Raw genomic sequence first — 21,381 nt, forward strand, 5'->3', positions numbered from 1 at the left:
TGTGTATAAGAGACAGGGCCTTGGCCCGCGCGGTAACGGTCACGTCCTGAAGCAGCTGCCGCTCGGTAGCCGTACGGCCCTCTGCTGCGGGGGCGTGCGGCAGGGCGTCATCGTGCTCGCCGACGGCGACGGTCCTGACGCCCGCGCTTCCGCCGTGCCTGTCGCCAGGTTCGCTGAGCGCGTCGACGACGAGCACGGGCACGGGCATCGGGAGATCTGTCCGCAGCTGAACTGCGGGGACGGTGTTCACGTGCCCGAGGAACACAAGGTCTGGGTCCACCTGCACCACCTGCACGCTGCCGGCCGGCTTCTGATGAACGACCGGGATGCAATCCGGCTCACCGCCCTGTGCCGCGCGAGCCCGGGGAGCGCTGGCAGTTCTTCTCCGCCGGCCCCGGAGGCGCCTCGGTCGGTGAGTGATCGCGGCTGAGCTGGCTTAAGCCCGCACCGCGCCACGACGCCTGCTGGTGGCGCTAGCGAGGGAGCTCGGGACGGCCAGCCCGCGGCCGCCAGCCGAAAGCGAGGTGTCCAGGGCTGGGTCGCCCCGGCTCGTTTGGCGCGGGGCCGGCGCATCGTCCGCGACGACGCCGACTTCGGGAAACGCCCGGCGGGACAGCTCCCGCAGCGCGGCGGTCTGCCGCTGCGCCGCTTCCGCGATGGCCGGGTCCCCCCGGGATGGCGGGGCGGCCCGGCGGTGCGCCTCGATCGCGCGGCGGTGTCTTCCGGCGGCATCCTGCGTTCCACCGGCACGGTCGGGGGTGGCGGGCCGTGGGGCCGGGTCGGCGGAGGTCGCGATTGAATGAGGATTCGCCGATGGTGGAGACGAACTTGGCGTAGATGGCCTTGACGTACTTCTCGGTGACGTCGTCGCCTTCGAGGATGGCTTTCTCGCGGGCGATGGTGAGGACGCGGCGGAACTTCTCCGTAAGGTTTTCCCTGGCGCCGGAGGTCCAGGACTGGGTGATGTGCGGGGCCCCGCAGAGGTTGAGCTTGTGGCAGCGGAGCAGGAGGCGGATCGTGGCGTCGAACCGGGCAAGGACGCTGCCGCCGGCGGCTGGGGCGGCCATGCCGCGCTCGGTCATCATCATGCTGATCGCCGTACCGGGCCCGAGGGGTTCGCGCCCGTCGCGCCGTACGGCGGTGGCGGTGCGCCGTTTCGGCTTCTTCGTCTGGGTGGCGCCGTTCTTCGTCGCCGCCTCCCGGAGCGCGACCGGGGCCGGGCGCGCGAGGCCCGCGCCGCTCAGCTCGGCCCCTCACGCGCTCACCGCCCCGGTGGTGTCGCTGTTCAGCGGGCGCGCGGCGAGCTCGGGCAGCCGGTCCGTCCACGGCTCGGCCGAAGCCTTCTCGGTCCGGGCGGCGGCCTGCTCGCGCAGCTGCTCCAACCGTGTCGCCAGCAGGTGCTGCGCGGTGCGCTGGCGGGCGGTGTCGACGGCCTGGAGCGCGGCGAAGGCGAGCGCGGCCGCCGCCAGAGCCGGGTTTGTCTCCAGCTCGCCCGACTCCACCAGCTGCAGAAGCTCGCGCCGGGTGCACTCGATGTCGGCCTCCAGCGACGCCCGGAGGTGGGCGGTGACGGCGGCGACGTCGGCCGGGTCGCTCATCGGCCGACCAGGTCCCGGCGACGAGTCCAGCCTCCACGATCAGGTCCTCGGTTCGGCGCCGGAAGCCGCACGCCTCGCACAGCCCGGCCGACCGGTCCTGCCCGCAATCCCCGCACGGCCGAGCTTGGCGGGCCCCATCGGCGGCGGTCGCGGCCTGCCGCTCGCGCTCCGCCTGCTCCCGGGCAGCCGCGCGGGCCGCCCCGCGCCGGGCCTGCTCCCGCCACCGCACGAGGTCCTCCGCCTCGATCACGGCCTGCTGGCGCAGCCGGTCCTCGAGGACGCGCCGGCGCTCGCTGTCACCGAGGCCGGGCAGCTCCCGGTCGATGTCCGCGGCGATCCGGGCGCGGCCGGCCCTGCGGAGGTGGATCACGTTGCCGCACATCTCGCACGCAGCCCCGGTGTCCGGCCCGGTCCCGTCGTCACACCGCCGGTCCGTGCACGCCTGCGCTGCACCAGGCCCCGGCAGATCAGCCACGGGCACGGGCGGCCGACCAGGGCCTCGCCGCCGGTCTCCGCCAGCCGGTCGACGAGCCGGTCGGACAGCAGCCGCGGCGCGCCACCCGGCAGTGCCAGCAGGGTCTCCGTAGGTCTTGCTGGGCGACTTTCGCCTCCAGCCGGACAGCGATCTCGGCGGGAGGCGAGGATGAGCACGGGGAGCCACGACGTGAGGGGAGCGGATCACCGTGTCACTGAAGCGCAGCAGCTGTCCGGTGGCGACCGCGCTGACGGTGGAGGAATACCGGCGGTTAGCCGATCTGGAGTTCGGCGCGCACAAACTGGAGGACTTCACCTGGTGCGAGCTGGAGGCCGGCCATGAGGGCGAGTGGCACTACGCCCTCGGGCAGTCTGCGAAGGACGGCAACTGATGGCTTCGCTGGCGTCCCGGCGCCCGCGAGCTGATCAATCTGGAGCCCTGCGCCGCTGAGGACACCGGGCAGGGGCCCGACGAGGAGGAGCCCTGCTTGCTGTTCGCCGGCCACGATGCCCGCCACACCTTCGAGTACGGCATGGCGGCCAACCGGCAGGGTCTGCGGCACCGCGCCCTGACCGTCGGTGATCTGCGCAAGGCCATGGAGCACCTGGACGACGGCGCGGCCGTCCGGGTCGGTGCCGTCACCACGGGCGTCCTGCCCGACCTCGGGTTCGAGGTGCTGCTCCAGGCGGTGGCCGAAGGCGGCGTCGAAGCGCCCGGCGGGCGAGTGGACTCGACCCTGGTGCTGCTCATCGGCCTCAACTCGGTCCCCCACAGTGACCGCCAGGTCATCTGACTCGCGTAGGCCGCGTTGCCCACCGTCACCGATTCGGGCGCGGGGCCTACGCGGCGTCCTGCTGGGCGCCGCTGATGGTCAAGTCGCCGCCTCCCGCGCCTGGCGCGCGAGGCCCGCGCCGCTCAGCTCGACCCCTCACGCGATCACCGCCCCGGTGACGGTGCTATTCAGCGGGCGCGCGGCGAGCTCAGGCAGCCGGTCCACCCACGGCGCGACCGCTGCCGACTCGGCCCCGGCGGCGGCCTGCTCGCGCAGCTGCTTCCGCCGCGTCGCCAGCAGGTGCTGCGCCTGGACGACGGCTCGTGGTCGCTGACCGCCACCCAGACCACCGAGTGGACCGCGTCCGGCGCCGCGCTCTCCCGCACCGGCACAGCCGTGCAGCTCATCACCGGCGGCGGCGTGTCCGCTGCGGCCGTCCACGCGGCGCTCGGCGCGACCGGTGTCCTCACCGCGGCGGCCGGCGACCCCGACGACAACGAGGGCACCGTCGTGCACCGCGAGTCGTCCGGCGGCCTCCTGATGCGCGTCACCCGGGCCCGGCTGCGCGGCGCGACCCTCGTCGCGATGCCCGCCTACGACCAGGCCCTCATCGTGCTCGATGACCAGCCCGAGCCCGGCCCCGCCGACGACGGTGATGACGAGTGGTGGGCGGCGGGCAACGAGCCAAGCCCCGCGCACGTGCGGGTCGTCGAGTACGTGAAGGGGTCCCCGGTGGCTGTCGGCGCCCGCGAGGTCGCCCGTGCCCTCGGCATGAAGATGGAGCCCGTACCCGGGCACCTGTCCCGCGCGGCGAAGGCCGGCTGAATCGTCCGCCTCGCGCCCGGCTGTACTGCGGCCCCATCACCGAAGGCCCGGCGTCCTCGCGTCCGCCGCCGAGGACCTGGCCGTGGAGGGCCCCGGCCTGGAGACGGCGTCCATGCGGGAGCTGACGGCATCCGCGTGGACGGCGATGAAGGGCCTCCCGCCGATGCCCGCCGCCTAGTTCAAGGAGCCCACCCCCGACGAGCTGCCGCCCGGCTCCGGCGGGGTGCACTACAAGGACGGCCGGATCTACGACTGGGTCGCCCAGGCCGGGGAGCCCCACGCCCGGCACCCGGGCCGGAAGCTGATGATCGAATTCCTCGGGAGGCTCGACCTGACGCACTTCCTCCGTGCGAAGCGGCCTTGATAGGGGCGGCGCTCAGGCTTCCGGAAACCGGACGAGATCCAGGCGTAGAGTGACTGAAAATCGCATCGTGTCGATGGCCCGTGGCGGCGAGAATGTCGACTCGCCAGTACAGCCAGTCGTTACGTGCCTTATTCGATCCGGGACGTGCTCCAGTTGATGACGCCGTTACTTAGCGCGGCGGCGAGGAGAGCTGACGCCCGATCCGAGGTCGTGCCTGTCGGCCTGAATTAAATCGAGGTGCGCGGAATGTCCCTGAAATTGGCCATCACGCCATTAGCGATATCGTGCACCATAGGTGGTGCACTTGCCGCAACAGCAGGTTCAGCATCAGCGGCGGGCTCCCCGAGCGCAGGGTGCCGCGTGTATGCCGATGCGCCAACCTATAGTGGCGGGAACATAGTGTATTCCGGAGGCGTCAGGGGCTGCCGGGATACTTATAGCCGAGCCGTGAATGTTTCGTTGTATATGGACAATGACAACGTGGCCGACACCAGGAGCGAATGCAGGGGCAAGGCGTGCTCAGATCTTGGCCTGTATCCAAACCGTGCTGGAAACCAGCGGTGGTGTTCAAAGGTGGAGGTGTATGGTGCTTTCCAATTCATCGGATCCGCCTACACCTGCGAGAATAGGGGATTCTAATTCAAGAGGCCCGCTCGGCGGTTCGGGGGAGCGGATCTAGACTCGCGCGCATCCTGGAGGGTCATCATGAAGGCAGCGAAAAAAGCGACTGCGCTGGTGGTTGCCGCGCTCGCAACCACGGCGGCAACCTTCGTGGTAAATAGCGGGACGGCGGTCGCTAGGGAATCCGTCGTAGCCGACAACTGTAACACCAGGGCCAGTGCTCCGACCTATCAAGCCGGCCGGATCATATACAGCGGAGGTGTGCACTGTAAGACCAGGAGGAGCATAACCGTGAAGGTAGAGCTTGAAATGGATGGGGTGGTTGTGGCGGACACGGAGAACGACTGCTTTGCGCTCAAGTGCGAGGACACAGACCTGTATCCCAATCGCCAAGGTAATCAGAGATGGTGCACGGTAGTAAGGGCCGTCAACCTTGTACCCAGCCGACGTTGCGAATCCGGCGGTTTCTGACAACTACTCAACATGGGGGTTGCCATGTTCGGACTCAAGCCAGCGTTTATACTCGCGGCCGGGGCCGCGCTAGCGCTAATTCCCTCCACAGCGACCGCCGCTCCAGAAGTCGGAAGCGAAAGCCGGGCGGCCGCACCCTTCTGCCGGACCGTGGCGAAGGCGCCGACCTACAATGCGAGCGGCCAAATCCTCTACGAGGGTGGTGTGCAGTGCGCAGGCAACGTCCGGGAGCTCTCGGTGAAGCTCACCCTGGAGATGGACGGAGCAAATGTGGCGTCCACTTCCAATAGCTGCGAATCAACCTCTCGATGTTTTGACCTGGGATTGTACCCCAACCGCCGCGGAAATCAAAAATGGTGCACATGGGTGTGGGCCGAACACCTCGCTTCTTCCAAGGTGTGTGAGACAGCCGGATTCTAACCGGCAACTTCACTCACCCTGGGGTGGCTCGAGCTGTTGACCGCGGGTACGGACTCCGATGTCGAACCCGCTGAGGTGCTGGCGGGCGCCGTCGAGGCGTTCGACGCCATGTCCCAGTCCACGACCGTCACGCCCAGGGACCTGGACGTCCTTCGGTCCCTCGCGACCGTGGTGGACTCGATCCGCACCGAGCAGGCCAGCCGCCGCGAGGCCGCCGAGCAGGCCGCCGCCGAGATCGACGCCCTCGCCGCCCAGGTGCGCGGTGGCGACCCGGAGCCCGCCGAGGAGACCGCGGCGGCTGAGCCGGAGCCCGAGTCCGCCCCGAGAACCACCGTCAGCGCCGCCGCCGTCCAGCGCCCGGCCCTCGACCTGTCCACGTCCGCCGCCGCCAGCCCCGCGTCCTCCCGGAACCGTCGGCCCCGGCACCACCATCACCGCGGCGGTGGACGTCCCCGGCTACACTCCCGGCGCCGCCCTGCACTTCGGGGACATCACCACCGGCATCATCAGCCGCGCGAACGCGCTCAAGACGGCCGGCGGCGGCGTGGGCCGCGATAGCGGAGCCGGCCTACGGAACTTGAACTGGTGATGCCGGTCGACTCGTGGTGACGGCGTCAGGGTCTGAGACGCCGGCTGTCACCGGCACGAGTTCAGGACGATGGCTGTAGCCAGCGCCGCGCCGCTGCGAGATTCACCTCGACGTCATCGCTCCAAGAGCAGACCTCCAGCCATGAGAGGTAGCCGCCTTGCGCGAAGACCAGGACCTCGCCAGGGCACTCGCCGGTTTCGGTGAACAGCTGTACGTCGGCAGCCACGACGGTGCCGGGGCCCGTTGGCGCGGGCTCCACCGCGTCGGCCTCAAGGTCGAAGTAGGCAGTGCCGCACCCGCACTTACAGCGGGATTGCACCCTGAGTTGGGGCACCTGCCGTCGGAGGGCGACGTGAATAGGCTCGTCCGGGCTCAGGACGAGCTCAAGCACGTCGGCTACGTCCTCGGGCAGACCTTCAGTCATGCCGCCACCGTAACTGACCAGCAGCTTTGGGATTCGACCAATCTCGGGTCCGCCGACCCGACGCTCACAGGGCCAGGTCAGTGCCGGCGAGGCAGCCGTCGAGGCCCGGTGGAGTCGGTTTCGTTGTACCGAGGGCGCTCGGCGCCGATCGCAGCCCGCTCGGCAGCGACACCCTGCGGCGCCGACGGCCAGGGCCCGGATGGTGCGTACGGCGGCCGTGGCGACCGCGCTGTTCACTGCGGCGACGATCCGGGCGCTGGTCAGCCGGAGCTGGGTGGCGTACGCGGGCGAGTCCGGACGCAGGTCCAACTGCCCCGGTCTCCGCGTGGAACGCCGCGGCCTCACCGTGGGCCGGCAGCTTGGGGGGCACGGCGGCCGCGATGTCCGGCCACTGGTCCAGAGCGCCCCCGCCGGCGGCCGGGACGTCCCAGGCCCGGTCGGCCATCAGGTTCTGGAGCACGGCGGCGGACTCGGCCGGCTCCCGGCCGGCGCGGCGGACAGCCGTGGTGCCAGTGCGGCGCCTCGTCTTCCGGGTGCCGCCCTCGCCGCGGGCCTTGGCGGCCGCACGGGCCTGGTGCAGCGCGACCCGGGCCAGGTCGACGCCGGACGGCTCCCGGGGTCGGCCACTCGCTGCTGATGGTGTTCACCTCGCTCAGCGCGGCTGCCGAGCCCGGGGGTTGAGGGTGGGGGAGACGGTTCACCGCTGCCCGTGGCGCGCTCGCCCGCAGGCGGCCGACCTGACGCGAACCTTTGTGCGCCATATCCCGTTTTCGAGCGATCCTAGGGTCGTGTCGGCGTGTGCCCCTCACGCCAGGGCAGACCGGGAGTGCGAGCATGTCGAACTAACATCGGAAGGGTCGATCATGCGACGTTTCACCCGGCCAGCCGTCACGCTCTTGATCGCCGTCCTGGCCCTCTTCGCGGCGGCACCCGCCGCCAACGCTCAGTCGAACCCGCTCACGGGTGCCACGGACTGGTTGTCCGCCTGCGCCGACAAGCCCATCACCTGCATTTTTGCGAGTCCCCCGTGGTAGGCCTGTGCCGTTTGTGACGCCGATCCCCGTCCGGCGCCGGGGGCCGCGTCCATGTCCAACAGGTTCTCCTATCGGCGTCCGAGGGTCATCAGCGAGCTGCCGCTCGCCAGCTTGCGAGCGCGCTGCACCAGGTCAGCGCCGAAGATGCGCACGGCAGCGGCCGGGCCGAGGGTGTCGTACGTGGTCATGACGAGCGTGGTGTCGCCCGCCATGAATTCGCCCCACCCGGTGGCCTGCATCTCCGCCAGGTCCTGCGGGCTCAGATCTTCGACACCGCCGAGCTCGGGTAGCGCCTCGCCCTGGCCGGACGGCTGCGTCCGGGGCGCGAACGCCTCAGCGGCCATGCGGCGGACCGCCCTGCTGCGCGGGGCCCGCCAGGCGCCCTCCCACTCCTGGTGCCGGGCCTTCTCCGCGCGGCGGGAGTCCCGGTACGCCTGGACGGCGCGCTCCCGGCCCTCCTCGGTCGGCCACAGGGCCACCGCGCCGGCCAGTCGCCCGGCGAGGAACCCCGACGGGCGGTGCACGGTGCCCGGGGCGTCGCCGCAGTCCAGGAACGCGATCACCTCCTCCGTTGTCCAGCCCGCGTCCGCAACCTCCCGCACAATCCAGGCGATCCGGGGCACCGAGGCCCGGCCCAGCCACGGCACCCGTCGGATCAGCTCCGCGGCCAGCTGGAAACGGCGCCCGACCGCGTTGAGCTTCCGGCGGCCGCGCTTGGCCTTCTTCGGGGTGGGGGAATCGCTCTGCCCGCTGGCGAGCTTGCTCTCAGGGGGGAAGGAAGGAGTACCCGCAGAAGAAACACTGCAGGAACCACCCCCCATTGGGGTGCAACGGGCCTCATCCGAAACAGCCGTCACAACACCCTGGTCAGCACCTGCTCGGGCGCCCTTCGTCGGGGACTTCGAGGACGACTTCGCTCGAGGCCGACGCACCTTCCGTGCCGCCTTCGTCGCCAGCTTCGCCATCAGCTCCCGGCCGGCCTCCGCGATGCCCGTCATCCGCCGCCCGGTGCCCTCACCGGCCGTACGCACGCCCAGCGCCACGTCGAACTCGAGCGGCACCATCAGCGCGAACTCCGACGCCAGCGCCGCCTCACCACGCACCCGGGTGCCCCGCACGATGTACGCGAGCAGCCCGGCCTCCCGCAGCATCGCCAGGTGGTACTCCACCGACCGCTCGGACAAACCGGTGCGGCGCACCAGGTACTCGATCCCCGGACGACACGGCGACAGCTCCGCCAGCTCCTGGGCGACCCGCACCGTCGTCGCCCCGAAGGCCCGCGGCCCGTGCGACCGGTGCCGGCACGCGCGGCCCGCGGTTGGTCGAGCTGTAGCGCGAGCGGTGCGGCCCGTACAGGGTCTCGCGCAGCACGTAGCCGTCCACGGCGGCCTCCACCGACGCCCACCGCTCCACGGGGGTGATGCCCTTCTCCTCGGCCCGCGCGTGCGCCGCGACAACCTCCGGGCCCGGTCCTCGAAGACGTACTCCTGCTCCTGGCCATCACTGGCGGCGGCCGGCCCCGGCAGGGGATTGTCCGTGGTGCGGGCAGGACGGTCGGCGCCGCCGGTGCGGTGGGGGCCGGCTGCGCGGCCGCGGCTTCGGCGCGGGTCTTCGCCGTGGTGGTCTGCCGGGCGCGCCGTCGCGAGGGGGCCGCGGCCCCGGCCTGACCGCCAGCGGGGCCGGGGGTGTCCCGGTGTGGGACGACGCGGTGCGGCGGGCTGCTTTCGGTGGCCCCTGGGGGGGGCCGCACCGGTGCGGCCCCCTCGCCCCTCACAGAAGCCGTACGGACGTCCAGCGCCGCGCGCATGACCTCATCCGGTCGAAGCACCCACGACTGTGTCTCCTTGACGCTCCGCCGCGCGCCGGGTGTCATCGGCACGGGCAGCGTGAACGCCCGGCCGCGCGAAGGAAAACGCCCCCGCAGCTCCTTCGCCGAGGACCGGCCAGAAGCAACACCCGCGTAACCACACCGCCAGCACCACCGCAAACGCCAGCGTCGACCGTCGGGGGCCGGCTCGGCGCGGAAAAACGCCATACCTCCTCAGGCTGCCTTGGCCCTCAGGTCCTCGAGGACGAGCTCGTGCTCCTGGCCACCGTCGGCGGCGGTTGGCTCCGGCACCAGGGGGCTGGCCGTGGTGCGGGCAGGACGGCCGGAGCCGCGGGCGCAGCGGGGGCCAGCTGTGCGCTGCGGCTTCGCCGCGGGCCTTCGCCGCGGCGGTCCGCCGAGCACGCCCCCGGGCCGGGGGGCCAGTTGCACCCACCCACCGTCACGTGATGCACATCACATCGCAGGAGAGGCTTTTCATTGCCGCTTCGGTCTCCGGACGCGCTTGGGAAGAGAAGCTGTCCACCACGTGCGCAAGGAGAACCTCGTGCCTCGTTCTGGCCATGACACGCACCTCACCCTGCCTGAAGGGTCTCCACCAGGGGCCGTGGATGACAGGATTCGGCCGGCTGAGAAGGCATTCGGTATCCCCTGGGGCGAGACCTACGCGTTGGTGGTGAACTTCGACGGCACAGTGGTGGTGAACCGGGAGGTGCGGTCACAGGCTGGCGCGTACACGGTTGCCCGGCCCGGAGGCTTGCAGATGATCCAGAGCACACTCGACTTCCTGCTGCCGCCGGCGCGAGCGATGCGAACGCTGCCCGTGTGCCGGGCGCTCGACGCCCTGGACTGGAAGATCCGCAAGGGCTTCTTCTCCGAAGGCAAGCCCCTTCCCGGCCCGGCGGGCACGGGCATCGAGCTGGCCGGCACCATCGACGCCGTCGGCGACGACGTATCGCAGTGGCAGGTGGGCCAGGCCGTCTTCGGCCGCTCGGCAACCGGTGGCGCGGCCGCGACCCACGGCCTCGCCGACGCCGACGAGATCTTCGCCAAGCCCGAGTGGCTGTCCTTCGAGCAGGCCGCCGCGCTGCCGGTCGCGGTCGAGACTGCCTACCGCACCCTGCGAACTGGGCGTGCGCGAGGGCCGGACCCTCTTGGTGCACGCCGCCGCCGGCGGCGTCGGCCTGATCACCACCCAGCTCGCCCGCGCCTGGGGTGTCACCGTCATCGGCACCGCCAGTGAGACCAACCACGCCTTCCTCCGCGAGATCGGCGCGACCCCTGTCACCTACGGCGAGGGACTGGCCGACCGTGTCCGCTCCGCAGCCCCCCAGGGCATCGATGCCGTCCTCGACGCATCCGGCCGCGGCGTCCTGCCCGACTCCATCGCCTTGACCGCCGACCCGGAGAAGGTCCTCACCATCGCCGACCCCGCCGCCGCGGAACACGGCGTCCGCTTCTCCGGCCGGCCCGGCCCCGCGGGCCCCGCCCTGGAAGCCGTCCTTCCCCTCATCGAACAGGGCAAGATCCACATGCCCATCGACTCCGTCCACCCGCTGCAAAAGGCCGCCGAGGCCCACCGGCACAGCCAGAACGGACACCTCCAGGGCAAGATCATCCTCACCACCGGACAGTAGTGCCCGCGTCCGACCGACAAGACCCCTGCGCGCCGACCATGACGATCGAGGCCAAGGTCCCATCGAAAGTCTCCCCTGGGGATCACCGCGGAACGTGCCCGTTGCCAAGGACGTAGCGGATTGAGTTCGGTCTTCCTCAGCTCCACGCCGGCCCTCTGGTGAGCGAGGTAGATGCGCTCACCCTTCTGGCTCTTGGTCCCCCTTCCGCACCCACCGCTGTGCGCTGCGCCGCCGAACTACGGCCACGACCAGCCCGCGCATGTCCTCACCAGCAGGCGAAGACATCCCCGTCGGCGCCTCCACCCCCAGCCCACGCCCGCGAACCCTCCACACTCTGTTCACCGGGCGGGGCAGGGCGATTCCCCGGCGCAGCGCGCACTGGGGTGGTCCGCTCCCGATCACGGCCGCCCTGAGAGCCGGCTGACGCGGTCGGCACGGTCTTGCAGCGCTCTGCTGTCTCGGCCGCCGGCCGGACACGGTGCGACAGGCCAGGCCGGCACCGCGTCTCTCGCCCCACGTGACCACGCCCAGGGCACAGCCATCCAGGGTACTGTCGGCAGATCCGAGCGCCGCCCGGTCGACACCGCCCCTGCTCCCACGCGCCCTGCGCAGCGGGCAGAGCCCACCCACGCCAAGGCTCCAGCAGGGCACTGCCTCCTTCGAGGCCTGGCCCCTGCCCGGGACGCAGGCTGGAACGTGACCGGGACGGGGACTGGGACGCGTACTGAGTCTCCTCGCCTCGCCCGTGAGCGCTCCGCTCAGCGCCGCGCCGTGGCCCCCGGGGCACGACGACCGGCCTTCGCGGAGCCCGCCCTCCTCGTGCGGTGGCCTGCTCAGGCCAGGCTCGCCAGCACCCGCGCCACAGCCGTCGGGTCGGCAGGACCCAGGTGTGGGGCCGGCAGCGAGTGGACATCGAAGCGGTTGCCGGGAGTGGCCGCGTCAGCCTCTCGGATCATCCGGTCCTGGAGGGCGAGGGGGATACTGCGGTCCTCGGTGAAACGCACGTAGCTGCGGGGGATGCGGCCCCAGGTCTGCCGGTGGCCGCGGGCGTCGTCCTTGATCAGTGCCGCCGACTCGTCGGGCTCGAAGGTGTTGAGCACACTGCGGAATACCGCATCGTCGTAGTCCGCCGCGAAAGCCGCCTTCGCCCGGGCGAGGAAGTCCGCGTCCGCGCTACGCCAGTTGGTGCGCAGCACTCCGGTCTGCTCGGGGTTGCCCACGCTCGGAATCGTGGGCAGCAGGGTGGTCCTGCCTTCGGGGACGAGGAAGCAGTCGAGGATGCTGCGCAGGTCGACACAGCAGAACGCCGAGAGGTAGACCAGGCGCGCTACCGCCTCCGGCAGGTCATTGCCGACCCGCGTGATCGTCGCACCGCCCATGCTGTGGCCGACCAGGATGACCGGCCCCTGCGCAGCCAGGCGTCGCACGACATCGGCGACATGGCGGACGTTGTCCTCCAGGGTCGTCTTGGCCAGGACCGGGGAGGGCGCGGTCGCGAACGCGGCCAGATCCTGTGGTGCCTGGTAGGAGATCGGGAAGTTGGCCTGGACTCCGTGACCGGGGAGATCGACCGCCAGCGCGCGGTACCCCAGCACAGAGAGCGCGGCAATCAGGGGGGCGAAGGCGTAGGCGTTGCTGTTCGCGCCGTGGACGAGGAGGAACGTCGGCCGCCCCTTGCCGGCCGGCGCTGCGACGCGCCCAGCCTGCCCGGCGTGCGTGGCGTGCGTGGCGAGCAGGCCGCCCGCGGCGGCGCCCGCCCCGGCCGCGGCAAGCGCCGCCCCACCCCACAGCAGACGCCGGCGGCTGACCACCGAAGCCGAAGCGGGGGCCGGAGCCGAGACTCGGCCCGAGATGGGGCCCGCGCCCGGGTCCGGGCCAGAGGCGTCCGAGGCCGGGTCCGGGGTGTGCTCCGGCGGCCTCGCGCCGGGGGTGTTCACCGGCTCACCCATGCGATCGCCGCCTCCCGCCGCGCACCGTCAGAGCCCACCCCAGAAGCACCGCGCCGGCGACACCGACCGCCAAGTCACTCCAGCGCGGCAGCCCTGCGCTCCTGAGCAGTCCCGCCACCCCGAAGCTGGTGTCCCACAACGCCTCGGTTAAAGCGGAGCCGAAGCCCTGCACGAAGAAAATCGCTCCCAGCCACCAGCGGGCGCTCTGCCAACTCGCCCCGTCCCGCTGTGCGATGCGCCGTGTGCTCATGCTGAAGCCCTTCCGGTCGTCACCAACAACATGTCGATACAGCCGTATCAATACGAACGTATCACATAGACTAGGAGGCATGCCCAGACACGTGGACTACGACAGCCGCAGACGGCAGATCGTGGCAGCGGCCTTCGCCCTCGTCAGCGAACACGGCCTCGAAGCCATGACCCTGCGCGACGTCGCCGCCCGCGCCGGCGTCTCACTCGGAGCCGTACAGCGCTGCTTTTCCAGCAAAGAAGAACTGATGATCAGCGTCGTGGAGGACATGAACCAGCGCGTCAGCACGCGCATACAAGACACGATCGCCCAGGCCGCCGACCCCGGCGCGGCCATCACCATGCTCCACCACACCCTCGCCGGCGTCCTCCCCCACGACGAGCCCACCCTGGCCGAATCCCGCGTCTGGCTCGCCTTCACCGCCCAAGCCGCCGTCAACCCCACCCTCGCGGCCGCCCAACGCACCCACCACCAAGGACTCGCCGACCTCATCACCCTCCTGCTCCGCACCGCACAAGCCACCGGAGACATCCGCCCCGACGTAGACCCCCGCCACGAAGCCGACACCCTCATCGCCCTCACCGACGGACTCAACACACACGTCGTCACCGGCCACCACACCCCCCACACCGCACAGCTGGCGCTCAAGCGCCAACTCGCCACACTCCAGACCAGGAAAGACAACAAGGACGACACGTACGACGTCTGAACTCCCGGCCCCCACCACCCGCACCCAGATCCCGGCCCGGCCCGGGCCCCGGCCCCGGCCAGCACAGGACAACGCAACAGGCCAAACGCCAACCCCCGGTGTCATCTCCGCATCCCCCGAGACCGTCCAGGTCGCGCACGGGATGCCGCGCCGGCCGATACCGGCCGAACACTGGGAGCCTCCGAGCGCGCCGGCGCAGTCTCAGGTCAGCGGCCCAGCTGGCACCCGACACAAGCGGCCTTCAACATCGAGCACTGGGGCGGCCGAGCCACCCCAGGCTCGCGAGAAGCGTGCAGACGCCCACACAGCTCGACAACGCAGGGCCGCGGCTGCCCCCCTGAGCGCCGAGCCGGGGGCAGCTCCCGGCCCTGCCAGCCTGCCGGAGGCGCTCCGAGTTCGCCCATCTGATGGGCAAGTCCCTGCGCTCGGTGGAGGAGCTGGAAGCCGGGCGCCGCCAGAGTAATCCGCAGCCCGGGTACGCGGTGCTCGCCGACTACCTCCGGCACGAACTGATCGTCATCATGGGACAGCGACTGGAGACACCTGTGGTCGCACACCCGGGGAGTGCGGGTGCTCTCGGGCGACGCCTGGCTCCTGGTGCCGGTGCGCGGCGACGGCTCCAGGCCGCGGCGTGGCTGAGCCGGCTCAGTCGGGTGCGGCATCGACCGCCTCGATGCGAACCGGGCCGCGGCCCCCCCGGACTCGACGAACTCGCCGTCGGTGACGAAGTGGCCGTCGAAGACGGCCCGGGAGGCCGGTCAGAGCTCGTCGCAGACCAGGCCGAGGACGACCGTTTCGTCCTGAGGGTAAGGGTGGGCGCTCGCGCACTCGAAGGCGTACGCCCGCTCGCCGCGGTACTGGAACAGCACACCCGCCGGGGCGTGATTGGCGTCGAAGGCCTGGCAGCCGTAGCCGTGCAGGATGCGGCTCTCGGCGTTGTAGTCGAATTCGGCGCAGACGTAGTCGGTGCCGAGGGCGTGGGCCGTCGGCGCGGCGGCCACCACGGAGGCCGCGCCGGCGAGGGCCATCGCGACGACGGCGAGGAACGGACGGCGGACGAACGACCGCACATTCATGGCGATTTCCTCTCTGCTCGCCGGCCCCGGCCGACGCGCCGCCGCAGGGGACGGCGGGATCGGCCGCGGACCGATCTGTCGAACAGCATGGACATGCCCGACATAGCGGCAGCGACCCGAAAAGCCGCCGTTTTTCACCCGCAGGTGTTGCCGGACGGCGGGCTCTGGTCCACTTCGTGCGGCGGCTCACAGAACGTGATGTCAGTGATGTGTGGTGGGATGGCCCGACTCTGCCGTCGATCTCCTGGGCACCCGTGATCGACGATCTTTCAGCGAACGAAGACGATCACTGCGCTAGCCAACCTTGATCATTGCCAGCGCCGACTCGCGACCAACTCGGCCCGCAGACCAGCCGATATCAGGCTAGCGAGCCGGGACACTCGGGGGGCGGCCCGGGGAGCATCTCCTCGCGCCCATCGTGCCCACCACGCCCTCTCCGGCCGGCACGGGGCCGCGGGCGCAAGACCGTGCTGGCAACCCTGGTCGAGGGTTGAGGTGCTGGATGCTGTTGGTACGTGGTCACCTTGGGCCGGCCGGTGCCCCGGCTGCGAGGTCAGGAGTTCACCGCCGAGGAGCGCGAGCAGGTGCGCCGTGGCATCGCGAAGGTCCGCACCGCGACCGACTGGCTGGAAGCGGCGATGGACCGGGGGACCTTCACCCTGGATGAGCAGCTCGTCCAGCCCCTGAAGGGCGAGTGAGCGCGGCCGGTCGGCCCCGGCCGAGCGCCGAGCACTACGGTGACGTGGTGCGGGCGGCGTTCTTGGAGGCCCGCCCCGCCAACCCGCACACCCGCCAGCTGGTCGCCGCGACGCGGCTGACGCCGTCGAGGGTTGCCCGCGGCATCGAGTACCTGCGCGACGTAGGAGCGGCTGAGCGCCTGGCCCCGATCACTTGCGACATCCCGCCCGCCGAATACGAGGTTCAGTCACTTCTCGGTGGCGTGCTCCAAGGCGGTGAGCAGTTCGGCGAGGGCGGGTACCGCCGCGTCGAGCGCCCGGCGGTTCTGGGCCGTGAGCCGGTCCAGGGCCCGGCGCAGTTCGGCGGTGCTCGCGCGGTCGTAGGTGTTGAGCATGCCGAGCGCCTTGGGGGAGATCGCGAGGCGCACCGTGCGCAGGTCGTCTGGTGAGGGGGTTCGTTCGACCAGGCCTTCCGCGGTCATGGCGCGGACCAGGTTGCTGACGGTGGATGGTGCGACGCGCAGCTGGGCCGCTGCCTGGCGAGGGGTGATGCTGCCGGTCCGGGCCAGCACGCGCAGCAGCTCGATCTGCGCTTCGGGGAGGTCGGGCAGGCCGACTGTGCGGTGGGCGCGCAGCACGGCCCGGCGTAGCGGGCCGATGAGTCGGCCGAGCTCGGTCGCGGTGTCCATGGGGTCATTGTGACGCATTAGACGTTTTGCAGCAAAACAGTTTTATGGCAAAATGAAATTGCCGGGCGCGGTGAGACTCACCGTCCCGGCCCGCAAGAGCCAGTAGCACGTGGAGGTCCACCATGACGACCAACGGCGCATTCACGACCACCGTCGAGCAGCCTGTTCCCCCGCAGGACCTTTCCGGGATCGTCGGCCACCGCTTCATCTACACCTACGCCAACGGCTGGCAGTACGAGATGTACGTGAAGAACGCCAGCACCATCGACTACCGCATCCACTCCGGCATGGTCGGCGGCCGCTGGGTCAAGGACCAGCGGGTCGACCTCGTCCAGCTGGACGACGACAGCTACAAGGTCTCCTGGAACGAGCCCACCGGCACCTCCGTCGCGGTCAACGTCATGCCTGGTAAGCGCCGTCTGCATGGCGTGATCTTCTTCCCGCGCTGGGTCGAGGAGCACGGCGAGCGCACCGTCCTCTACCAGAACGACCATCTCGACGAGATGCGCAAGTACCGCGACGAGGGCCCCACCTACCCGATCTACGTGGTCCCGGAGTTCGCGAAGATCACCCTCTTCGAGTACGTCGGTGCCGACGACGAATCCGTCGTCTCCGTCGCCCCGGGCGACCTCCCGGCCGGCTGGTCGGAGCGCACCAACTGAACCCGGCCGCCCAGGTGGCGCTCCCCGGTCGCGAAGTCGCCATGGTCCTGGCGAGCCGTGTACGCCTGGCCCTTGGTCGGCACGCTCGCCGGACCCGCGGCCTCGGCCCTCGGCACGACCAGCGCCCACGCCTCGACCGCCTCGACGCTCGTATCGACAGGAGAAGGCCGTTGGCCTGGACGACGGTGACCAGCCGGTTGTCGTCACCGGATACGAAGCCACCCGCGCCCACAAGGTCACCGCTGGTCAAAGGGGGCCAACCGCATCGTGGCCACCGTACGCGTCCCCCGTCGAGCACGGCTTCGCCCACCTCAAGATGTGGCGCGCCCTCACCGCACTCCGCACCGATCCGGCCCGCGCCACCGATCTCCTGCGGGCTCTGCTCGTGCTGACGAACCTCGATCAAGGGCACAGACTGTCGCTCGCGAACTGCGCGAGCAGGCCCCCCCAACGATCACAGCCCCTCGAGTCCGGCTTCGCAGTGATCGGCGACGTTCAGTTCCTGCCCGGGTACGCGGTTCTCCTCGCAGACGAGCCGGGTGTTCAACGGCTTTCCGACCTGCCGAGGGCCAAGCGGTTGGCCATGTCTGGCCGCGGTTCGAGTGGGAGCCGGCCGAGCTGGTGGGCAAGCCGGTGTGGCTGTACCCGCGTGACCGGTGGAGTGACGAGCAGTCAAAGCTCGGCTCGCAGCACGATGAGCTGCGGGATGCCATCGGCAGCGAACTGGACCGGTTGCGTTCGATGGCCTGATGGTATGGGGTCCGCACTATCGAAGACCGCCGCCACGAACGCCTTGCGGAACGGAACCGAGCAGCCTTCACCTGGACCCGGCCGCGGAGCCGACAGGCTGCGGCGGCCGACTCGGCGGTGGGGTGGCGAGACCGTCGCGGTCAGGTGATCGCGTAGGGCCTGGGGTGGCCCTCCCCACTCGTACTCCGCGGTCTCTTCGTCGAGCCGCTTCAGGGCCTTGGCACGGCCGAGTGTGCCCAGCGGCATGACCACGGTCCAGAGCGCGACGGCGCGGGCGCCATGCAGCGGCGCCATGTCCTCCACCGCTTGAGCGGACGTCGTCTCCCCCGCGGCGCCCCGGAGGAGGGAACACATGAGCGGGATGCCTGGCCGCCCGGCAACCTCGGCAGCGTCCCGGAGCGCGGGGCTCGAGAACTGCATCCAGGAGGTCGCTCTCGTATGCGCCGTACGCCGCCAGGACCGCGTCGTGCCGGGCCTCGACCGCGCGTCGCCGCTTCCGCTCCGCCCTCTTCCGTGCCCGGCTCCGCTTGATCGTCCTCGCGCCCACGGCCACCGCCACGGCGGCCAGGACACCGAGTGCGACCCCTGCCATGGTGGCGGCCTCGGCGCGAAGGCCGACACCTGAGTGGGCACGGGCGCGAACCAGCCCGTCATCGGCCCGGAGATCGCGCAGGCGCTGCCCCCCAGGGCCTCGCTGGACGACGTCACCACGGGGCGGTGGTGCGGGAGCCCCCGGGGAGGAAACCGGGCTGCCGCCGGCTCGCCCTCACTGCCTCGTATGAGCAAGCCCTGCGAGTACCACGTGGTTCATGAGGTCCCCGCCGCGCCCGGCGGCGTCGAGGCCGGCTTCAAGGCCGCCGGCGCATGTCCGGGTTTGCGGCCCCGCGTGGGGGGCCGCCGTGGGTACGAGCACGGTGCCAGGGGGGCCTACCGCGGCTGCCCGACCGCGTCCCTGATGCGGTCGGGCAGGTCTTGCGCGCGGGACCCGCGCCCGCCCGCCGCCGGAGCCGTCAGGACCGCCGCTTGGCCGGGGTGGAGACCGTGCCCGCGCCTTCCGCGAGCTTCCACTCGCGGTGCAGGGTGCCCAGCGGAATGGCCTTCTGGAAGATCGGCGTGTCGAAAATCTGTAGCTGGGCCTGGAGGGCCCCGCTTAGATCCAGACCGCCGAACGCCTTCCACCGTCCGGCGGCGGAGGCGCTGCCGTCGGTCGCCCCGGTGGCCTGGCCCTCCGCTTCCGCCCGCAGGTACGGGGCGATGTCGGCGTTGACGCCGACGGCCCCGTAGAGCCCCAGGCTCGCCTCGGCGCCGAGGGCGGCCTTCACCTTGCCCGCCGCCGTCACCGTCGCCCGCGGCGAGGTGGCCGACAGGGTGGAGGTGTTGACCGGTGTCCAGCCCTTGGCCCGCGTGTAGTCGCCGCCCACGCGGAACCCGCCCTTGAGGTCCTGCTTGATGTCGACGGCGATCCGGCCGTCCGCGTCCACCTGGAGGTAGCAGGTGAGGGCGACGTTGACGACGACCGGTACCGGGCCGACCTGGATGACCGGCGCGGCCTTGAGCTTGGCGAAGGGCACCCGCAGCGGCTTGCCCTCGGTGGACGCGGCGGCCTGCCCCTTGAGCTCCCAGCCGGATGTCCAGTCGCCGGACAGCGACAGGGACGCGGCACCGGGCGAGCCGGGATTGGACCCGCCCCGCCCGTCGTAGGAAAAGTCGACCTTGGGGGCCAGCTGGACGAACCCCGAGGCCGATGCGGCGGCGGACGCCGGGGCGCCCTTCGCGGTGGCGATCGAGGTCCCCACGTCGATCCGGAGGCTGCCCAGCGGCAACGCCGCGCCCTGGGGGCCGAACCGCAGGTCCCCGGTCTTCGCCCAGGAGACCTTGGTGCCCTGGACCAGCGGCTCGACGGAGACCGCGGAGGGGTCGACGGGCACCCGGCCGTCGGCCTTGGAGTCGCCGAGCAGAGCGCCGAGCGTGGCCGGCGAAGTGGTGACCTCGGTCCCCCGCTCGGTCGTGCCCAGCACCTGGGTGACCTTTGCCAGGACACCGTCGGGAGCGCCCGGCGTGGGCGCGCTGGCGATGATGTCACCGACAGCCACCGCGGAGTTTTGCTCCTTCGCCCCCGCACCGGTGGAGGGAGAAGAGGAGGAGGCGGACGCCGTCGGACGCGCGGCGGAAGGCTTCCTCGGTGCCTTCCTTGCCCCGGATATGAGGGCCCGTCCGCTCCCGCGGTCGTAGGAGGCGACCTTCAGGGAGGACTTCTGCGCCTGCCGGCCGGCACCGGCCGGGTGGGCCACGGCACTGGGGGCGGCGGCACCGTCGGGCGCCGCCTTGACCGCGAGCTGCTGCCCCGCTGCCGCCGGCGGCGCGGCGGCCGCGGGTTCCGTACCACCGGCTGGCCCGGTGCGGGCGGGACCGGCCGCCGAGCATCCGGCGACGAGCAGGGACGCGGCGGTCAGAGCAGGTAAAGCGAGGGTTCTGGAGGTTCTGCGCACGTTGAATCCTCGAAGGGCGTGAGGTGGGGGCGGGCCGAGGGAGTCGACACCTTCGGACCGCGTCACACGGCATCGGGCAAGCTGTGATCACCCGCTGGTAATGATCTGCAAGATCATTCCATGCGGCCGGCTGACAGCCGGCCGATCCACCGGCGCCCGCGAAGTGATCTGAGTCACAGAACGGCTTTCATGGAACGGCGACGGGAAGCCGGACGGCACGCGCGGCACACGGCCCCCGGACACGCCGGGTCCACCCGCCGCGCCCGCGACACCCGCCCGTCACCGCGGACCGCGGAACTTGCCGCCACGTGCCACAAGGCCGCCCTCGAAGGCCGCTGGAAGACCTGCGTGCATTTCTTTGCAGATCCAAAGCTTTTGATCACCGATGAGCTCGGCTATCAGCCGCTACCCGAGGACGGCGCCTCGGCCCTGTTCCAGGTGATCAACCAGAGGTATCTCAAGGCCAGCACGATTCTGACGATGAACGTCGGGATTGCCGACCGGGCCGGAGCCTTCGGCGGCGCCACCGTCGCTGCCGCCATGCTCGACCGGCTCCTGCACCGGCCTGTCGTCGCCGGCATCGACAGCCCTCCTACCGGCTCCGCGGCCACCGGAACCAGGCCGACGCCATGCGCACGGGAGTCGATGCACGTGTCTCCTGACCCCAATGACCAAGCTCGACCGATACGTCGACGGCGGTGCTCGGGCAGCGGAGTGCGTGCCACGGCGTATCGACGTGGGGGCCCGCCGGATCGGTGGGACATCCGGCGGGCCCAGGGAGTGGGATGGGGGTGCGCTCAGGTCGCCGTCGGTGCCAAAGGGTGCTTGCTGAGGCTGGGGTGGCCGTGCACGGTGGGTCAGTCGTTTTCGTATTGGGCCAGGGCCAGGCCGAGGCCGAAGAATGTGGGGGCCCATTCACCGACGAAGATGCCCCAGCGGTCTGCCCTGTCGATGCCGGCCGATTCGCCCTTGACGGAGGCCGCCCAGGACCCGGGGGTGGGTGCTGCCGTGCCCTGCCCACACCCCGGCCGGGGCTGCTGCTCGACCGACCGCGGAGACACGATGACGGACTCTG

General features: G+C 71.1%; 20 protein-coding genes and 2 pseudogenes. 12 read left to right on the forward strand and 10 right to left on the reverse strand.

Annotated elements, in window-relative coordinates:
* The coding region (locus ACSNOD_RS05860; protein WP_436765662.1) for a hypothetical protein at nucleotides 1-280 on the reverse strand (280 nt) is incomplete at its 3' end.
* Nucleotides 281-1,253: 973 nt separating this feature from the next.
* Nucleotides 1,254-1,598, reverse strand: coding sequence for a hypothetical protein (locus ACSNOD_RS05865; RefSeq protein ID WP_436765663.1), 345 nt, complete (start codon nucleotides 1,596-1,598; stop codon nucleotides 1,254-1,256).
* A 683-nt stretch (nucleotides 1,599-2,281) separates the two neighbouring features.
* On the opposite strand from ACSNOD_RS05865, the gene ACSNOD_RS05870 reads away from it, so the two are divergent.
* The 5 genes from ACSNOD_RS05870 to ACSNOD_RS05890 all read left to right on the forward strand — a co-directional run bounded on the left by ACSNOD_RS05870 (nucleotide 2,282) and on the right by ACSNOD_RS05890 (nucleotide 6,104).
* Nucleotides 2,282-2,464 carry a hypothetical protein gene (locus ACSNOD_RS05870; RefSeq protein ID WP_436765664.1) on the forward strand — a complete coding sequence of 61 codons (183 nt, stop codon included), beginning with the start codon at nucleotides 2,282-2,284 and terminating at the stop codon, nucleotides 2,462-2,464.
* A gap of 96 nt (nucleotides 2,465-2,560) precedes the next feature.
* Nucleotides 2,561-2,866: a hypothetical protein gene (locus tag ACSNOD_RS05875; protein ID WP_436765665.1), complete on the forward strand. Its 306-nt coding sequence runs from the start codon at nucleotides 2,561-2,563 to the stop codon at nucleotides 2,864-2,866.
* A 279-nt stretch (nucleotides 2,867-3,145) separates the two neighbouring features.
* Entirely contained in the window at nucleotides 3,146-3,670 is a 525-nt protein-coding gene (locus tag ACSNOD_RS05880; protein ID WP_436765666.1) for a hypothetical protein, read from the forward strand.
* Between the two features lie 223 nt (nucleotides 3,671-3,893).
* Entirely contained in the window at nucleotides 3,894-4,034 is a 141-nt protein-coding gene (locus ACSNOD_RS05885; RefSeq protein WP_436765667.1) for a hypothetical protein, read from the forward strand.
* A 1,548-nt stretch (nucleotides 4,035-5,582) separates the two neighbouring features.
* Nucleotides 5,583-6,104, forward strand: coding sequence for a hypothetical protein (locus ACSNOD_RS05890; RefSeq protein ID WP_436765668.1), 522 nt, complete (start codon nucleotides 5,583-5,585; stop codon nucleotides 6,102-6,104).
* A 92-nt stretch (nucleotides 6,105-6,196) separates the two neighbouring features.
* Here ACSNOD_RS05890 and ACSNOD_RS05895 read toward each other — a convergent pair whose 3' ends face one another.
* Both ACSNOD_RS05895 and ACSNOD_RS05900 read right to left on the reverse strand, forming a co-directional pair.
* A complete protein-coding gene (locus ACSNOD_RS05895) occupies nucleotides 6,197-6,559 on the reverse strand; it encodes a hypothetical protein (protein WP_436765669.1) in 363 nt (120 codons plus the stop codon).
* Between the two features lie 1,102 nt (nucleotides 6,560-7,661).
* Nucleotides 7,662-8,852: a helix-turn-helix domain-containing protein gene (locus tag ACSNOD_RS05900; protein WP_436765670.1), complete on the reverse strand. Its 1,191-nt coding sequence runs from the start codon at nucleotides 8,850-8,852 to the stop codon at nucleotides 7,662-7,664.
* Between the two features lie 1,095 nt (nucleotides 8,853-9,947).
* Between ACSNOD_RS05900 and ACSNOD_RS05905 the strand changes: the two genes are divergently transcribed.
* Both ACSNOD_RS05905 and ACSNOD_RS05910 read left to right on the forward strand, forming a co-directional pair.
* The gene (locus tag ACSNOD_RS05905) at nucleotides 9,948-10,661 is read left to right on the forward strand and encodes an alcohol dehydrogenase catalytic domain-containing protein (RefSeq protein ID WP_436765671.1); all 714 of its coding nucleotides are present in this window, start codon (nucleotides 9,948-9,950) and stop codon (nucleotides 10,659-10,661) included.
* The gene (locus ACSNOD_RS05910) at nucleotides 10,576-11,055 is read left to right on the forward strand and encodes a zinc-binding dehydrogenase (RefSeq protein WP_436765672.1); all 480 of its coding nucleotides are present in this window, start codon (nucleotides 10,576-10,578) and stop codon (nucleotides 11,053-11,055) included. The genes ACSNOD_RS05905 and ACSNOD_RS05910 overlap by 86 nt, the downstream gene beginning before the upstream one ends.
* 833 nt (nucleotides 11,056-11,888) lie before the next feature.
* Here the strand turns inward: ACSNOD_RS05910 and ACSNOD_RS05915 are convergent.
* A complete protein-coding gene (locus ACSNOD_RS05915) occupies nucleotides 11,889-13,004 on the reverse strand; it encodes an alpha/beta hydrolase (protein ID WP_436765673.1) in 1,116 nt (371 codons plus the stop codon).
* Between the two features lie 329 nt (nucleotides 13,005-13,333).
* On the opposite strand from ACSNOD_RS05915, the gene ACSNOD_RS05920 reads away from it, so the two are divergent.
* Entirely contained in the window at nucleotides 13,334-13,963 is a 630-nt protein-coding gene (locus ACSNOD_RS05920) for a TetR/AcrR family transcriptional regulator (RefSeq protein WP_436765674.1), read from the forward strand.
* A 758-nt stretch (nucleotides 13,964-14,721) separates the two neighbouring features.
* Here the strand turns inward: ACSNOD_RS05920 and ACSNOD_RS05925 are convergent.
* Nucleotides 14,722-15,039, reverse strand: a complete 318-nt coding sequence (locus tag ACSNOD_RS05925) for a hypothetical protein (protein WP_436765675.1) — start codon at nucleotides 15,037-15,039, stop codon at nucleotides 14,722-14,724.
* A gap of 515 nt (nucleotides 15,040-15,554) precedes the next feature.
* On the opposite strand from ACSNOD_RS05925, the gene ACSNOD_RS05930 reads away from it, so the two are divergent.
* Nucleotides 15,555-15,737: a DUF6192 family protein gene (locus ACSNOD_RS05930; protein WP_436765676.1), complete on the forward strand. Its 183-nt coding sequence runs from the start codon at nucleotides 15,555-15,557 to the stop codon at nucleotides 15,735-15,737.
* A gap of 227 nt (nucleotides 15,738-15,964) precedes the next feature.
* Here ACSNOD_RS05930 and ACSNOD_RS05935 read toward each other — a convergent pair whose 3' ends face one another.
* Nucleotides 15,965-16,405 (reverse strand): MarR family winged helix-turn-helix transcriptional regulator, encoded by a 441-nt coding sequence (locus tag ACSNOD_RS05935; RefSeq protein WP_436765677.1) that lies wholly within the window; start codon nucleotides 16,403-16,405, stop codon nucleotides 15,965-15,967.
* A 122-nt stretch (nucleotides 16,406-16,527) separates the two neighbouring features.
* On the opposite strand from ACSNOD_RS05935, the gene ACSNOD_RS05940 reads away from it, so the two are divergent.
* Both ACSNOD_RS05940 and ACSNOD_RS05945 read left to right on the forward strand, forming a co-directional pair.
* Nucleotides 16,528-17,067, forward strand: coding sequence for a phenolic acid decarboxylase (locus tag ACSNOD_RS05940; RefSeq protein ID WP_436765678.1), 540 nt, complete (start codon nucleotides 16,528-16,530; stop codon nucleotides 17,065-17,067).
* Nucleotides 17,068-17,482: 415 nt separating this feature from the next.
* Nucleotides 17,483-17,817, forward strand: a pseudogene (locus ACSNOD_RS05945) (hypothetical protein).
* Here ACSNOD_RS05945 and ACSNOD_RS05950 read toward each other — a convergent pair.
* Nucleotides 17,740-18,120 carry a hypothetical protein gene (locus ACSNOD_RS05950; RefSeq protein WP_436765699.1) on the reverse strand — a complete coding sequence of 127 codons (381 nt, stop codon included), beginning with the start codon at nucleotides 18,118-18,120 and terminating at the stop codon, nucleotides 17,740-17,742. The pseudogene ACSNOD_RS05945 and the gene ACSNOD_RS05950 overlap by 78 nt on opposite strands.
* A gap of 707 nt (nucleotides 18,121-18,827) precedes the next feature.
* Nucleotides 18,828-19,910 carry a hypothetical protein gene (locus tag ACSNOD_RS05955; protein WP_436765679.1) on the reverse strand — a complete coding sequence of 361 codons (1,083 nt, stop codon included), beginning with the start codon at nucleotides 19,908-19,910 and terminating at the stop codon, nucleotides 18,828-18,830.
* A 585-nt stretch (nucleotides 19,911-20,495) separates the two neighbouring features.
* Between ACSNOD_RS05955 and ACSNOD_RS05960 the strand changes: the two are divergent.
* Nucleotides 20,496-20,822: pseudogene (locus ACSNOD_RS05960) on the forward strand (ATP-binding protein); the annotation flags it as partial.
* A gap of 341 nt (nucleotides 20,823-21,163) precedes the next feature.
* Here ACSNOD_RS05960 and ACSNOD_RS05965 read toward each other — a convergent pair.
* Complete coding sequence (locus tag ACSNOD_RS05965) at nucleotides 21,164-21,367, reverse strand: hypothetical protein (protein ID WP_436765680.1); 204 nt, start codon at nucleotides 21,365-21,367, stop codon at nucleotides 21,164-21,166.
* Nucleotides 21,368-21,381 lie beyond the last annotated feature (14 nt).

Source organism: Streptomyces sp. URMC 123 (genome assembly GCF_051386515.1).
In the GTDB taxonomy this organism is placed as follows: domain Bacteria; phylum Actinomycetota; class Actinomycetes; order Streptomycetales; family Streptomycetaceae; genus Streptomyces.

Excerpts from the sequence above, each read along its gene's own strand:
- ACSNOD_RS05865 (WP_436765663.1), bottom strand. The coding sequence starts at position 1,598 with ATGAGCGACCCGGCCGACGTCGCCGCCGTCACCGCCCACCTCCGGGCG.
- ACSNOD_RS05895 (WP_436765669.1), bottom strand. The coding sequence starts at position 6,559 with ATGACTGAAGGTCTGCCCGAGGACGTAGCCGACGTGCTTGAGCTCGTC.
- ACSNOD_RS05915 (WP_436765673.1), bottom strand. The coding sequence starts at position 13,004 with ATGGGTGAGCCGGTGAACACCCCCGGCGCGAGGCCGCCGGAGCACACC.
- ACSNOD_RS05920 (WP_436765674.1), top strand. The coding sequence starts at position 13,334 with ATGCCCAGACACGTGGACTACGACAGCCGCAGACGGCAGATCGTGGCA.
- ACSNOD_RS05925 (WP_436765675.1), bottom strand. The coding sequence starts at position 15,039 with ATGAATGTGCGGTCGTTCGTCCGCCGTCCGTTCCTCGCCGTCGTCGCG.
- ACSNOD_RS05935 (WP_436765677.1), bottom strand. The coding sequence starts at position 16,405 with ATGGACACCGCGACCGAGCTCGGCCGACTCATCGGCCCGCTACGCCGG.
- ACSNOD_RS05940 (WP_436765678.1), top strand. The coding sequence starts at position 16,528 with ATGACGACCAACGGCGCATTCACGACCACCGTCGAGCAGCCTGTTCCC.